10 protein-coding genes are annotated in these 14,458 nt (G+C 70.4%); 9 read left to right on the top strand and 1 reads right to left on the bottom strand.

The features are described 5' to 3' along the window. Positions 1–3: 3 nt before the first annotated feature. The 9 genes from flgG (at position 4) to QRD43_RS17040 (ending at position 12,893) form a co-directional block, all read left to right on the top strand. Positions 4–786, top strand: coding sequence for a flagellar basal-body rod protein FlgG (gene flgG / locus QRD43_RS17080; protein WP_285983713.1), 783 nt, complete (start codon positions 4–6; stop codon positions 784–786). Positions 787–831: 45 nt separating this feature from the next. Next, entirely contained in the window at positions 832–1,512 is a 681-nt protein-coding gene (locus QRD43_RS17075) for a flagellar basal body L-ring protein FlgH (protein WP_285983712.1), read from the top strand. 42 nt (positions 1,513–1,554) lie between these two features. Then, the gene (locus QRD43_RS17070; RefSeq protein ID WP_285983711.1) at positions 1,555–2,661 is read left to right on the top strand and encodes a flagellar basal body P-ring protein FlgI; all 1,107 of its coding nucleotides are present in this window, start codon (positions 1,555–1,557) and stop codon (positions 2,659–2,661) included. Positions 2,662–2,841: 180 nt separating this feature from the next. Further along, positions 2,842–3,702, top strand: coding sequence for a flagellar assembly peptidoglycan hydrolase FlgJ (gene flgJ / locus QRD43_RS17065; protein ID WP_285983710.1), 861 nt, complete (start codon positions 2,842–2,844; stop codon positions 3,700–3,702). Positions 3,703–3,746: 44 nt separating this feature from the next. Further along, a complete protein-coding gene (flgK, locus tag QRD43_RS17060; protein WP_285983709.1) occupies positions 3,747–5,747 on the top strand; it encodes a flagellar hook-associated protein FlgK in 2,001 nt (666 codons plus the stop codon). 34 nt (positions 5,748–5,781) lie between these two features. Further along, positions 5,782–6,993 (top strand): flagellar hook-associated protein FlgL, encoded by a 1,212-nt coding sequence (flgL, locus tag QRD43_RS17055; protein ID WP_285983708.1) that lies wholly within the window; start codon positions 5,782–5,784, stop codon positions 6,991–6,993. A gap of 19 nt (positions 6,994–7,012) precedes the next feature. Next, the gene (locus QRD43_RS17050) at positions 7,013–8,200 is read left to right on the top strand and encodes an EAL and HDOD domain-containing protein (RefSeq protein WP_285983707.1); all 1,188 of its coding nucleotides are present in this window, start codon (positions 7,013–7,015) and stop codon (positions 8,198–8,200) included. Positions 8,201–8,247: 47 nt separating this feature from the next. Continuing rightward, complete coding sequence (locus tag QRD43_RS17045) at positions 8,248–12,063, top strand: PAS domain S-box protein (RefSeq protein WP_285983706.1); 3,816 nt, start codon at positions 8,248–8,250, stop codon at positions 12,061–12,063. 221 nt (positions 12,064–12,284) lie between these two features. After that, positions 12,285–12,893 carry a response regulator gene (locus tag QRD43_RS17040; RefSeq protein ID WP_285983705.1) on the top strand — a complete coding sequence of 203 codons (609 nt, stop codon included), beginning with the start codon at positions 12,285–12,287 and terminating at the stop codon, positions 12,891–12,893. 43 nt (positions 12,894–12,936) lie between these two features. On the opposite strand, the gene QRD43_RS17035 is transcribed toward QRD43_RS17040, so the two are convergent. Further along, positions 12,937–14,292, bottom strand: a complete 1,356-nt coding sequence (locus QRD43_RS17035; protein WP_285983704.1) for a sensor histidine kinase — start codon at positions 14,290–14,292, stop codon at positions 12,937–12,939. Positions 14,293–14,458 lie beyond the last annotated feature (166 nt).

The raw sequence follows: 14,458 nt of genomic DNA, 5'->3' as shown, positions 1-14,458 counted from the left end.
GCCATGATTCGCTCGCTCTGGATCGCCAAGACCGGCATGGAAGCCCAGCAGACCCAGCTGGACAACATCTCGCACAACCTGGCCAACGTCGGCACCAACGGCTTCAAGCGCAGCCATGCGGTGTTCGAGGACCTGATCTACCAGAACCTCCGCCAGAGCGGCGCCAACACGACCGAGCAGACGCAGCTGCCCACCGGCCTGCAGCTGGGCCTGGGCGTGCGCACGGTCGCGACCTCGCGCAACTTCAGCCAGGGCAGTCTGCAGCAGACCACCGGCAACTTCGACCTGGCGATCAAGGGCAGCGGCTTCTTCCAGATCCAGATGCCGGACGGCACCACGGCCTACACCCGCGACGGCGGCTTCCAGCTCGACGCCAACGGCCAGATCGTGACCAACAACGGCTACACCGTCATGCCCGGCATCACCGTGCCGGCCAACGCCCAGAGCGTGACCATCGGCCAGGACGGCACGGTCAGCGTGGTGGTGCCCGGCCAGACGCAGCCGCAGACACTGGGCCAGATCCAGCTGGCCAACTTCGTGAACCCGGCCGGCCTGGAACCCAAGGGCCAGAACCTCTTCACCGAGACGGCCTCCTCGGGCACCCCGAACGCCGGAGCGCCCAACGCCAACGGCATGGGCGCGATCCAGCAGGGCTTCGTCGAGACGTCCAACGTCAACGTGGTGGAGGAGCTGGTGCAGATGATCCAGACCCAGCGCGCCTACGAGCTCAACTCCAAGGCCGTGCAGACCTCCGACCAGATGCTGCAGAAGCTGGCGCAGATCTGATCGCGCCTCACTGACCCCCTCGCCCGCCGACTGAGAGGACTCCCCATGCGCTCCCGCCTCGCTCCCCTGCCCGCCCTGTGCGCGATCGCCCTGCTGGGCGGCTGCGCCAGCACGATGAAGATGCCCCAGGTCGAGATGCAGAACACGCCCGTGGTGCAGATGCCGGCCGTGCCGCCGCAGACGGCCCTGAACGGGGCGATCTACCAGGCGGCGAGCTACCGACCGCTGTTCGAGGACCATCGCGCGCGCCTGGTGGGCGACACCTTGACCGTGCAGATCGCCGAGAAGGTGAGCGCCAGCCAGTCCTCCACCAGCGAGCTGGCCAAGAGCGGCGACCTGAGCGGCAGCCTCACCGCCCTGCCCGGCATCTCCGCCAACAGCTTCGGACGGGCCACCGTGGGTGGCACCTCGTCCAACAAGGCGGCCGGCAAGGGCGCGAACCAGAACACCAACGAGTTCACCGGCACCGTCACGGCCATCGTGACCGCCGTGCTGCCCAACGGCCACCTGCTGATCATGGCGGAGAAGCAGATCGGCGTGAACCAGAACGTCGACGTGCTGCGCTTCTCGGGCCAGGTGGACCCGCGTGCCATCCAGCAGGGCAACGCCATCCCCTCCACGGCCATCGCGAACGTGCGCATCGAGCAGCGCGGGCGCGGCGCGCCGGGCGAGGCCCATGGAATAGGCTGGCTGTCGCGCTTCTTTTTGAGTCTTTCGCCGGTCTAAAGTTTTCGCAAAATTGGTCGCAAGGCTTCCCCTGCGACCATCATGTCCACCACCACCGTTCTCCGTCTCCTGCTCGCCGCCCTGCTGTTCGCGGCAGGCACTGCCGAAGCGGTGCGTCTCAAGGAGGTCGCCGCCGTCCAGGGCGTGCGCACCAATGCGCTGACCGGCTACGGCCTGATCGTGGGCCTGGACGGCACCGGTGACCAGACCACGCAGGCCCCCTTCACCGGCCAGAGCCTGCAGGCGATGCTGCAGCAGTTCGGCGTCATCCTGCCCCAGGGCGTGACCATGCAGCCGCGCAACATCGCCGCGGTGATGGTGACGGCCCAGCTCCCGCCCTTCGCCCAGCCCGGCCAGACGCTGGACATCAACGTCTCCTCCATCGGCAATGCCAAGAGCCTGCGCGGCGGCACGCTGATCGCCACGCCCCTGCGCGGCGCCGACGGCCAGGTCTACGCCATGGCCCAGGGCAACCTCATCGTGGGCGGCGCCGGGGCTTCGGCCGGCGGAGCCAAGGTGCAGATCAACCATCTCAGCGCCGGCCGCATCCCCGCGGGTGCGACCGTCGAGCGCGCCGTGCCGACGCCGCTGGCGCTGGGCGAGGCCATCCAGCTGGACCTCAACGCCGCCGACTTCGCCACGGCCCGTGCCGTGGCCCGCGCCATCAACAAGGCCAAGGGCGCTGGCGTGGCCCAGGCCGTCGACGGGCGCGTGGTGCGCGTCAAGGCCCCGACGGACAGCGACGAGCGCGTCGCCTTCCTCGCCGACCTCGAGGAGCTGCCCATCGACATGGCCGCGCCGGCCGCCCGCGTGGTGATCAACGCACGCACCGGTTCCGTCGTGATGAACCAGGCCGTGAGCATCGGCAACTGCGCGGTGGCCCACGGCAACCTCTCGGTGACGATCACCAGCACGCCGCAGGTCAGCCAGCCCGGCGCCCTCTCCGGCGGGCAGACCGTCGTGACAGAAAAGACCGATATCGCGATCCGCCAGGAGCCCGGCCCCTTGATCCAGCTGCCCGCGAGCGCCAAGCTTGCGGATGTGGTCAAGGCGCTCAGCGCCCTCGGCGCCACCCCTCAGGATCTGCTGGCGATCCTGCAGGCGATGAAGACCGCCGGCGCCCTGAATGCAGAGCTGGAGGTGATTTGATGGCTCCCCCCCTTCTGGCTTCGCCCGCCTTGCAGGCCGCGCCAGGCCAGAGCCCTGGCCCCTCGACCGGCACAAACGGTCCCCGCTTGTGTCCTGTCTCGGCCCCCTCAGGCGGCACGCCCGAAGGCCCGGCAGCTGTCCTGCCCCGACGGTTGCGAGACACCGCATCGGAGACCTGCCATGCGATTTAACCCGCCCACCCTCAGCGGCAACAGCCTGAGCACGGACACGCGCTCGCTGGACGCCCTGCGCGCCTCCGCTGCGCGCGACCCCAAGGCGCAGATCAAGGAGACCGCGAAGCAGTTCGAGGCCCTCTTCATGCAGGAGGTGATGAAGAGCATGCGCGCCGCGACGCTCTCCTCGGGCATGCTGGACAACGCCGGCTCGCAGATGGGCACGGAGATGCTGGACCAGCAGTTCGCGACCAAGATGACGGGCCTGCCCGGCGGGCTCTCCGACGCCATCACCCGCCAGCTGCAGCGCCAGATGGGCGTGAGCCCCGACACCGACAAGACCGCCGCCACGCAGGCCCTGCCGCAGCTCGCGAAGAAGAACGTCGCGCCGCATGTGCAGGACTTCATCCTCAAGCACGACGGTGCCGCCAAGGAGGCGCAGGCCAGCACCGGCATCCCGGCGTCCTTCATGATCGCGCAGGCCGCCCATGAATCGGGCTGGGGCAAGCGGGAGATCCTCAACAAGGACGGCAGCACCTCGCACAACGTCTTCGGCATCAAGGCCACCGCCGGCTGGACCGGCAAGACGACCGAGGTCCAGACCACCGAGTACATCGACGGCCGGCTGCAGAAGGTCACCGCGAAGTTCCGCGCCTACGACAGCTACGCCGACGCCTTCAAGGACTACGCCAAGCTGCTGGGCAGCAACGAGCGCTACAAGGACGTCGTGGCCAAGGCCGGCACCGGCAGCGCCGAGACCTTCGCGCAGGGCCTGCAGAAGGCCGGCTACGCCACGGATCCGGACTACGCCGTCAAGCTGGCCAGGACCATCAACACCACGGTGCGCGTGCAGCGCGCCCTGGCCTGAGCGGCCCGTCCCGCCTGGCCGTGCACGGAAGCAAGGACTGAATCATGGGCAACTCCGCACTGATGTCCCTGGGCATGCGGGCCATGTTCGCCAACCAGGCGGCACTGCAGGTCATCGGCCAGAACATCTCCAATGCCAACACGCCGGGCTATTCGCGCCAGAGCCTCCAGCTGACGACGCCGGAAGGCCAGTACACGGGCGCCGGCTACTTTGGCAAGGGTGTGGTGATCGAGACCGTCACCCGCTCCTACAACGCCTTCCTGACCACCAACGCGTCCGCCACGAAGTCGACGGCCTACATGGACCAGACCAGCCTCGAGCAGCTGACGCAGCTGGAGAAGCTCTTCCCGCCCGGGACGCAGGGCCTGGGCTACGCCGCCAGCCAGTTCCTCAATGCCATGGTCGACGTGACCAGCCGGCCCAACGACCCCTCGGCACGCCAGGTCGTGCTCGGACGGGCGCAGGAGCTGGCAGCGCGCTTCTCCAACGCGGGTGAGCAGCTGCAGCAGCTGCAGGCGGGCGTGGTGAGCGACCTCAAGGCCAACGTGGACGTCATCAACCAGCTCGCCAAGCAGATCGCCGCGGCGAACGACCAGGTGGCGCGCTCCAATGGCAACGGCCATACCCCCAATGACCTGCTCGACAAGCGTGACCAGCTCATCTCGCAGCTCAGCCAGTACGTGCAGGTGACGACGCTGGCCCAGGACGACGGCACGGTGGGCGTGTTCATCGGCGGCGGCCAGCGCCTGGTGCTGGGCGCCGATGCGCAGGCGCTGAAGGTCACGGCCGATCCCTACGATCCGGCGCGCGCCTCGCTGAGCATCATCGACGTCAGCGGCCCGCGCAAGCTGGACGAGTCGATCCTGACCGGTGGGTCGCTCAGCGCGCTGCTGCGCTATCAGAACAAGGACATCCAGGACGCCCGCAACCTGATCGGGCAGATGGCCACCGCCCTGGCCACGCGCGTCAACGACCAGCAGGCCCTGGGCTGGACGCTCACGAATCCGCCGGGGACGGGCAATCCCATCTTCTCGCTGGCCCCGCCGCGGGCGCTGCCGGCCGAGACGAATGCGCGCAATCCGGACGGCACCTTCGCCAGCAAGGTCGACCTCTCCATCAGCGACGCCAAGCTGCTGCAGGCCAGTTCCTACAAGCTCGAGCTCGATGCCGCCTCGCCGGGGCAGTACAAGCTGACCCGGCTCTCGGACGGTCTGGAGCGCACGATCTCCGACGGCGACTCGGTGGACGGCTTCACGGTCAAGGTCGTCGGCGCCCCGCTCACCGCCACGGACAGCCTGCTGCTGGAGCCCGTCGCGCAGGCCTCGGTGGACATGCGCCGGGTCCTGGACCAGACCACGGGCATCGCGGCCGCCTCGCCGGTCAGCGCCACGACGGACGTGAACAACAAGGGCACGGTCAGCGTCGACGCCATGTACGCCGTCAACAACAAGCTGAACCTCAGCCTGACGCCGGCCCGCCTGGTCTTCGGCGATCCCAACCCGTCCATCACGAACGGCGTGGACTACACCATCACGCTGTCCGACGGCAGCACGCTCACGGGCACCTGGACGCCCGGCTCGCCCATCGGCAACGACCCCGCCGCGACGCCGCCGATCGACCTCGGCTTCGAGCTGCGCCTCGTGGGTGTGCCCAAGAAGAACGATGCCATCGACATCACCACGACCAAGTTCCCCGCCAGCAACAACGGCAACGCCAAGGCCTTCCTGAACATCCAGAAGGAGGCCTTCGTCGGTCAGCGCCTGCTGCCCGACGGCAGCCTGGCTGCCGGCTCCACCATCAACGACGCCTATGCCGCGGCCATGTCGGAGATCGGGGCCCGCGTGCAGGGGGCGCAGTACCTCAGCAATGTGTCCTCCGCCGTCGCGGCCGACGCCGAGACCAGCCGCGCCAGCCAGGCCGGCGTCAACCTCGACGAAGAGGCCGCCCGGCTGATGCAGTACCAGCAGGGCTACCAGGCCGCCGCCAAGGTCCTGCAGACCGCGCAGACCGTCTTCGCCGAGCTGCTGACCCTTGCCCAGCGATGAAACCGGCGCTATGCGCCGCTGAAGGACGTCCCTCATGAGACTCGCCACCATCACCGTCTTCGACGCCGGCATCACCGAGCTGCAGGCCCGCCAGCAGCGCATGCAGGACGCCCAGCAGCGGCTCACCTCCGGCAAGCGGGTCGAGCGGGCCAGCGACGACCCCACCGGTGCGGCCCGCGCCGAACGTGCGCTGTCCGCCATCGGCCGGGTGGACGCCAACCAGCGTGCGCTGGAGGCCAGCCGCAACGGCATGACCCTGGCCGAGGGCGCCCTCGGTGACGCCAACGAGATCCTCCAGCAGATCCGCGAGGCCCTCGTGTCGGCGGGCAACGGCACCTACAGCGACGCCGAGCGCAATGGCCTGGCCAACAAGATCGAGGGTCTGCGCGCCCAGCTGCTGTCGATTGCCAACCGGGCCGACGGCGGCGGCGGCTACCTCTTCTCGGGCCAGGGTGCGGGCAACCCGCCCTTCCTGGACACCGCGACCGGCGTGGTCTACAGCGGCTCCTCGGGCCAGATCCAGACCGGCAACCTCGACAACTTCCCCCTCACCGTGGACGGTCGCCAGACCTGGGAACAGGCCCGCAGCGGCAACGGCAGCTTCGTCACCTCGGCGTTGCCCAACAGCATCACCGCCGCCCCGGCCAAGTCGTGGATCGACTCCGGCCGCGTGATCGACCCCGCCGCGCTCACGGGAGACAGTTACAAGATTTCCATCAGTGGTACAGGTCCTACAGCCACTTACACCGTGCTCGACACGACAACGGGCGGGGTCGTGAAATCCGGCACCTATGTGCCGGGCAAGAGCCTGGACTTCGACGGGATGTCCATGACACTCACGGGCGTGGCCGCCGACGGCGACGAGTTCCAGGTCCAGCCTGCCACGAGCACGCTCAAGGTCTTCGATGTGCTCGACAACGCGGTGGCCGACCTGCGCAAGACCAACCGAACCGGCACCGAGGTCGTGCAAAGCAACGTCCTGTCACTGCGGGATCTGGACGCCTCCATGGCCAACCTGCAGAATGTGCGAAGCCAGGTCGGGGAACGCCTGAACAATCTGGACGGCACCGAGACCCGACTGGCCGCGCTGAAGCAGTACAACGAAGCCGAGAAGTCGGCCGCGGAAGACCTTGACATGACCCGGGCGATTTCCGATTTCCAGAACCAGCAGACCGGCTACGAAGCCGCCCTCAAGGCCTACGCCACGGTGCAGCGCATGTCCCTCTTCAACTACCTGAACAACTGAATCCAAGCGAAGCGCCTGCATGAGTGAACATCCCATCCTGGGCCTGGTGGCCCTCGGCTACGCACCGGTGATCGATGCCCAGCGCATGGTCACGGCCACGCGCCTGAGCATCCTGCCCCTGCGCCCCGATGCCTCGCTGGATGGAGCCGCCCTGCTGGCCGCGCTGCAGCCCGCCTTTGGTGAACCGCCCAGGCCCGTGCAGCTGAACCTCATGAGCGAGACCGGCCTCCATGGCCTGGCCACGCAACGCCTGCCCGCCCAGGCCCAGCTGGAATGGCCGGCCTTCATGGGCACGAGCCCCGAGGCCGCCGAGGCGATCCAGGCCGCCCGCCAGAACGGCACGGGTCTGCTGCTGAAGGGCCTGAGCAACAACCCGCTGCCCCAGGAGCTGCGTGGCGCCTTCGGCCGCGTGCAGCTGGACCTCGACGACGCCCGCCGCCTCGGCCTCGCCGCGTTGCAGGGCAAGAACGTGCTCGTGGGCAATGCCCGCGGCGCTGCCGAGATCGACGAGGCCTTCAAGCTCGGCGCCGCCCTCGTCACGGGCAGCCCGGCCGTGGAGGCCTACGAACCGCCGCCCGGCGCCGGCAAGCCCGAGATCGCAGCAGACCTGCAGGTCATCGTGGAGCTGATGTCGCGCCTGGACCAGGGCGATGACGTCGAGCGCCTGGAACAGACCCTCAAGCGCGACCCCAGCCTGGCCTTCAAGCTGCTGCGCTACATGAACTCGGCGGCCTTCGGGCTGCCGGTGGAGGTCAGCTCCTTCCGCCACGCCATCATGCTGCTGGGCTATGCCCGCCTGAAGCGCTGGCTGGCGCTGCTGCTGGCCACCGCCAGCAAGGACCACACCATGCGTCCCATCATGTACGCCGCCCTGCGTCGCGGCCTGCTGATGGAGGAACTCGCCAAGGGCATGAACGAGTCCGAGATGCGGGACGAGATGTTCATCTGCGGCCTCTTCTCGCTGCTGGACCACATGCTCAAGCAGCCCTTCGACAAGCTGCTGCAGTCCATCCCCGTGCCCGAGCGGGTGCGCCAGGCGCTGGTCGACCAGACCGGCCCGTGCAAGCCCTACCTGGACCTGGTGCATGCCATCGAGAACGAGTCGGTGTTCGACTTCCGGGCCAGCACCGAGGCCCTGATGCTCGGCGCCGAGGAAGTGAACCTCGCCGTGGCGCGCGCGCTCGGCAAGGCCGCCCAGCTCGAATGAGGCCCTGACGGGCGGGGGCCCGCCGCGCTTGTCCTACACTGCGCCTCGTGCCCTCCCAGCTCTCTCTGCTTGCCCAGGACCTGACCGCGTTGCGCGGGCTCATGCTCGAGCTCAGCGACCCGGTGCTCCTGCTCGACCAGCGGCTGGACATCCTCGAGGCCAACCCCGCTGCGCAGGCCCTGGACCTGCACCCCGGCTCGAGCCTGCAAGCCCTGCGCACCGCCGCGGGCACCAAGGTCTGGGACTGGCTCAAGCTGGCCACCCACGCCCTCGCGGAGGGCCGCCGCGCCCCCGTGGCGCCCACCTGGGCGCTGAGCTCGGGACAGCGCGCGCAGCTCAAGCTCATCGCCCTTTCGCCCGATCCGCAGGACACCGCCTGCTGGATGCTGCATGCCCGCATCGACACGGCATTGCCGGATGCCGCCCGCCCCACCCGCGCCGGCAGCTCGGTGCTGGGCCGGCGGCCGGCGGGCGACCCCGGTGGATCCGGCACGACGCCGGCTCCGGCCGTGCCAGGCCCCGAATCTCCCGGACCGACGCCGGCCGCCATCGGCAGTCCTGCCGGCCCGGCCGGCACCCCGCACGAGCTGATGCGGGTGTTCTGGCAATCGCCCTGGCCCGCCTTCATCGAGGACGGTCAGCATCGCCTGCAAAGCGCCAACGAGGCCCTCCTGCAGCTGCTGGGCAAGCCGCTGGAGGCGCTGGCCGGGCAGGACTTCTCCCTGTGGCTGGCCCCCGAGGATCGCGCCCAATGGCGAGAGCGGCCCCACAGCCGTGCGCTCGCACGCAGCCTGGTGCGCCCGGACAGCGCGGCGCGCCCCCTGCGCCTGCGCGATGCCGGCGGCGCGGAGCACTGGATGCGCATCAGCAGCCACCGGCTCAACGACGCGCAGGCGCCCACGCTGAGCCTCGTGCTGCTCCAGGACTGCAGCGCCGAAGTGCTGGCCCGCGAGCAGACCGACCGCCATCACCAGGAGATGCTGCAGTGGCTGGACCTCAACCCGCAGCCGCTGCTGATGTTCGACGCCCAGGGCCTGCTGCTGCGTCACAACGGCGCCTTCGCTGCCCTGTACCCCCAGGTGCCGGCCACGCTGCACGAGGCGCCGCCGGCGCTGCAGGCGCTGCTCGGTTGGTCGCCCCAGGGCCTGCATCCGGTGCTGACGGGACGCCAGGAACCCGTGCTGATCCAGGGCAGCCTGCCCGACGCACAAGGCCGCCCCCGCTGGTGGCAGGCGCGCCTGCAAGCCCTGCCGGAAGTCCCGGGCGCCACGCCCCGGGTCATGGCCGTCCTCGAGGATCGCAACCTGGAGCAGGAGCGTGACCTCGCCCACCAGCAGCTGGACGCCCTCATGGACACCGCCGGGGTCGGCCTCGCCACCTTCCAGCAAGACGCCGGCTGGCTGCGCCCCCGCGCGGGCAAGGGCGGCGCGGCGCCCGCGGGTCCGCTGGCCGCGCTGCAGGGCGTGGGGCGCGACATCGTCGAGCCCGAGTCCCTGCCCGAGTTCGAACGGCTGCAGAAGGCGCTCAAGACCGGCGAGAAGGCCGAGGTCCGCTACGCCGTCCGGCATCCCGAGCTCGGCCGGCGCTGGCTGCTGACGCGCGTCGAGCCCGGGCAGCTGGGCACGGGGCAGCGCACCACCTCCGTCGTCACGCTGGACATGACGGCCCAGCAGCAGGCCCTGGCCCGCAGCGAGCAGCTGCTGCACGAGCTGACCACCACGATGGACGGGGCGGGCCTCGGCCTTGCCTATCTGCGCGGCCAGCGTCTGGTGCGCTGCAATCCCGGCTTCGCGCGCATGCTGGGCCATCCCTCCCTGCCGGAGGCCGGTACCGGCATCGCGCGGCTGTTCCAGGCGCTGCCGGCTCTGGGCCAGGCGGTGCTCACGGCGCTCCAGGCCCTCGATCCCCAGCAGCCCTTCGAGGCCGAGTTCCAGCAGGTCGCCCCCGAGGAGGCGCCGGCCGACGCGCCGGCACGCTGGCTGTCGCTGAGTCTCAAGGCCGTGCCCGCGGGCCAGTCCGTGGAGCCCGAGGCCATCGCCGTGATCAGCGACATCAGCCGCCTCAAGAGCCAGCAGGCCCAGCTGGAGACGCTGGTGCAGGACCGCGAGCTGATGTTCAGCCTCTCCGACGTGGGCATCGCCATCCTGCGCGGCGGCCGCATCGAGCGGGCCAACGAGGCGCTGGCGCAGCTGACGGGCTACCGGATCGAGGAGCTCGTGGGCCTGCCGCTGGAGATGCTCTACGAGTCCCACCACGAGTACGAGCACATCGGCCGGCTCACCCAGGCCGCCCTGCAGGACAGCGGCCTGTGGCGGGGCGAGCGCCGCGTGCGTTGCCGCGACGGCAGCCTGCTGTGGATGCAGGTCAGCAAGCGCCTGATGCGCCAGGGGGTCGCGGACGAGGCCCTCATCGCCACCTACGTGAACGTGGACGACCGCTGGCGCGCCCAGCAGTCGCTGCTGCTGCAGGCCGAGCGCGAGCGGGCGGTGCTGGACTCCGTGCTGGTGGGCATCGTGACCGTGGGGCGCGGCGGCATCGAATGGATGAACCGCTCGGCCCGGCGCATGTTCGGTGGCGACCTCGTCGAGTTCCTCGGCCAGCCCATGAGCATCGTCGCCACGGCGGAGCCGGAGCATCCCTTCCGCCAGACGCATTACCTGGACGAGCTCACCGAGGGCCAGGCCGAGACCTTCGAGTGCCGGCTGATGGCGCGCGACGGCCGCGAGTTCTGGGTGGTGGGCAATGCCGTGGTGACAGGTCTTGCCGAGCACGGCCGCCAGCTCACCTACGCGCTGCTGGACATCGAGCGCCGCCGCCAGGCCGAGGCACAGACGCAGCAGGCGCAGGCCTCGCTGCGCCGCATCATCGAGGTGGCGCCGCTGGCCATCAGCCTGCTCGACGCCCGCAGCCTGCGCCTCGAGAAGATCAACCAGGCCGCCGCGCGGCTGGCCGGCCGTCCCGAGCAGGCGCTGCTGGGCGCGACGCCCGAGGAGCTGTTCGGCCCCGACCAGGGTGGCGCCATCCGCCGGGACATGGAGGCCGCGCTGCAGACGGACGCCGTCACGCAGCGCGAGTACCCCCTGAGCATGGGCGGCGAGACCCGCATCTGGGACACGCGCTACCTGCACCTGAGCGACGTCAGCCGCCCCGACGGTGCGAGCGAACCCGAGCAGCTGCTCATGGTGGCCACGGACGTCACCGAGCAGCGCGCCGCCGAGGCCGCGCGCCTGGAAGCCGCCATCGCCCAGCGTGAGCTGCTGGTGAAGGAGGTGCACCACCGCATCAAGAACAACCTGCAGGGCGTGGCCGGGCTGCTGCAGCAGATCGCCGCGCGCCGGCCGGAGATCAAGGGCGTGATCTCGGAGGCCGTGGGCCAGGTGCAGGCCATCGCGCAGGTCTACGGCCTGCAGGTGGGCGGCACCGGGCCGCTGCGCGTGCCCAAGGTCGTGGAGGCGATCACGGGCTCCGTACAGCGCATGTTCGGTCGCCCCATCCACTGCCATATCGAGGGCGGCATGGCGGCGCAGGCGGAGCGCTGGGCGCTGCCCGAGGCGGAGTCCATCCCCATCGCGCTGACCCTCAACGAGCTGCTCACCAACGCCATCAAGCACAGCGAGGAGGCGCCCATCCACTGCCACCTGCGCTGCGAGGCCGACCGGTTGTCCATCCGCATCGTCAACCCGGGCCAGCTGCCGCCGGGCTTCACGCTGGCGGGCGTGCCGGGCAGCGTGTCGGGCCTGGGCCTGGTGCGTGCCCTGCTGCCGCGGCGCAGCGCCAAGCTCAATCTGGAGCAGCAGGGGCTCCTGGTGTGCTGCACCATGGAGCTGCAGCCGCCGAGCATCACCTGGCTTCCCGGCGACTGAGCGGGGAAGCGTCCGGCGCCTCGATCGCTGTGCGCCCACCATCGCGTCCGACTAGGGCAATCGTGAACGCCGGGCTGCCGGCAATTCAGCGACAATGACCGCTTTTGGCCGCTCCGAACGCCCTCGAGCGGTACAGATCACGCAGCCCCGGCTTCACCGGGGCGCCAAGCGTGGCTCGGCCGGCCCCCAAGCCGGCCACCCTGGGTGGGAGTGCGTAGGCAGTGACGAGCAAAGGCAAGATTCTGGTGGTCGACGACGACAGGCTCGTCCTGGCGACGCTCACCCACGGCCTGGTCCAGGCCGGTTACGAGGTCATCGACGCCGACAACGGCGACGACGCCATCCTGCTGGCACGCGAGCACCGCCCCGAGCTGGCCCTGCTGGACATCCGCATGGAGGGCATGAGCGGCTTCGACGTCGCCGCCTACCTGCGCGAGGCCCTGCAGACGCCCTTCATGTTCCTCTCGGCCTTCACCGACGAGCAGACCGTGGCCAAGGTCAAGGAGCTGGGCGCCGTGGCCTATCTGGTCAAGCCCCTGGACATCCACCAGATCGTGCCGGCCGTGGAAGCGGCCGTCGCGAACCTGCGCGCCCGTGGGGATCGCCCCGCCGAGCCCCCCGTGCGCAGCGCGGCCGGTGACGAGGTGCTGGCGCAGACCGTGCCCATGGCCGTCGGCGTGCTGATGCACCGCTATTCGCTCTCGCGCCAGGACGCCTTCGCGCGCCTGCGCCGCATGGCGGAGCTGGAGGGCCGGTCCTGGCCCGAGCAGGCCGCCCGGCTGCTCGAGGCGGTGGAGCTGCTGGCCCTGCCCGCCACCGACCAGGCCTGACCGCACCGGCGCTCTGCGCCGGGGAGGCCGCTCGGCCGTGCGCTCAGCCCGGCAGGGTGAAGAAGAAGCGCGCGCCCTGCCCCACGGCCGCCTCGGCCCAGATCTCGCCGCCATGGCGCTGGACGATGCGTCGCACCGAGGCCAGCCCCACGCCCGTGCCCGCGAAATCGCTGGCGCTGTGCAGGCGCTGGAAGGCCGCGAAGAGACGGTCGGCGAAGCGCATGTCGAAGCCGGCGCCATCGTCGCCCACCATGAAGACACGCCCCTGGGGCCCGTCCTCGCACTGGAAGGTGATGTGGGCGAGTTCGCACTTGCTGCTGTACTTCCAGGCATTGCCCAGCAGGTTCTCCAGGACCACGCGCAGCAGCGTCGGGTCTCCGTTCGCCACCATTCCGGGCTGGATGTGCACCGCGACCTGCCGCTGGGGCGCCTCGCGGCGGAGCTCGTCCAGCACGAGACCGGCCAGCAGGCTCAGGTCCACCGGGCGGCACTCCAGAGCCTGGACCGAGAGGCGGCTGAGAGCCAGCAGCGCATCGATCATCTGGTTCATGCGCTGCGCGGCGCCGGAGATGCGGTCGAGGTGGTCATTGCCGACGCGGTCGAGCAGGCGCCCGTAGTCCTCGCGCAGGATGCGGGCGAAGCCATCGACCACGCGCAGGGGCGCGCGCAGGTCATGCGAGACGGTGTAGGCAAATGCCGCCTGCTCGGCGCGCAGGGCCTCATCGCCCGGCGGCGAGATCGATGCGACCGGCGGGCTGACGGCAGCTGCTGCCGGGACCGTGGCGGCCGCGGCGGCCACGAAGCGCGCGCTGCCCTGGAAGCCGCAGAAACGTCCGCTCCCGTCCAGCAGCGGCACGGCCTGCAGGCACCATTCGCCCGCCGAGGCCTTGGCGCCGGTGACGCTGCCGTCCAGCCGCAGTTGAAGCAGGGGCCGCTGCGCCGCGAGGCAGTCCTGGAGCTGCCGCGCCGATGCATCCGCCAGCTGCAGTCGTTCGGCCAGCGACTGCGTCGCCGCCTGGCCCACCCAGCTCGAGCCGGGCTGCCCCCACGGGGCCTGCCAGCGCACCAGGTGATGCTGGGCATCGGTCTGCCACTGCCAGTCGGACTGCACCTGCGCCTGCACGTGCAGCTGCTGGCGGAGCTCCCGCAGCGACTCGCCCAGCTGCTGGCGCGTCAGGCGAACGCCCAGATGCCAGCCCAGCGCGAGGGCCACGCACAGCAGCAGCATGGCCAGCACCGCCAGCAGCACGCCGGGCAGCGTGCCCTGCGGCGCGAGCGCATCCAGCAGCCACAGGCCGCCGGCCAGCAGGGCCACGCCGACCGCCATGAGCGCAACGGCGGCGCTGCCCCACCGGGGTCGGCGACGACCGCGCTGGGGGACCTGGCTGAGGCTGCTCATGCAACTCATTGTAAAGACGACGCTACCCAGTTCGGCGGCGTTTCGCCGAGAATGCGGCGCAGAGGGTTTCGGGCCCGCCCGCCGGGTGGCGCCGACCGCAAAGAGAGATCCATGCAGGAACGACACTGCCCGCGCACGCCAGCGCCAGCCGCCCCCCACCACGACG

It is taken from the genome of Roseateles subflavus, from assembly GCF_030285365.1.
Lineage (GTDB): Bacteria > Pseudomonadota > Gammaproteobacteria > Burkholderiales > Burkholderiaceae_C > Roseateles_B > Roseateles_B subflavus.
Note: the sequence above shows the minus strand (reverse complement) of the source record. Positions and strands in the feature narration are given on the sequence as shown.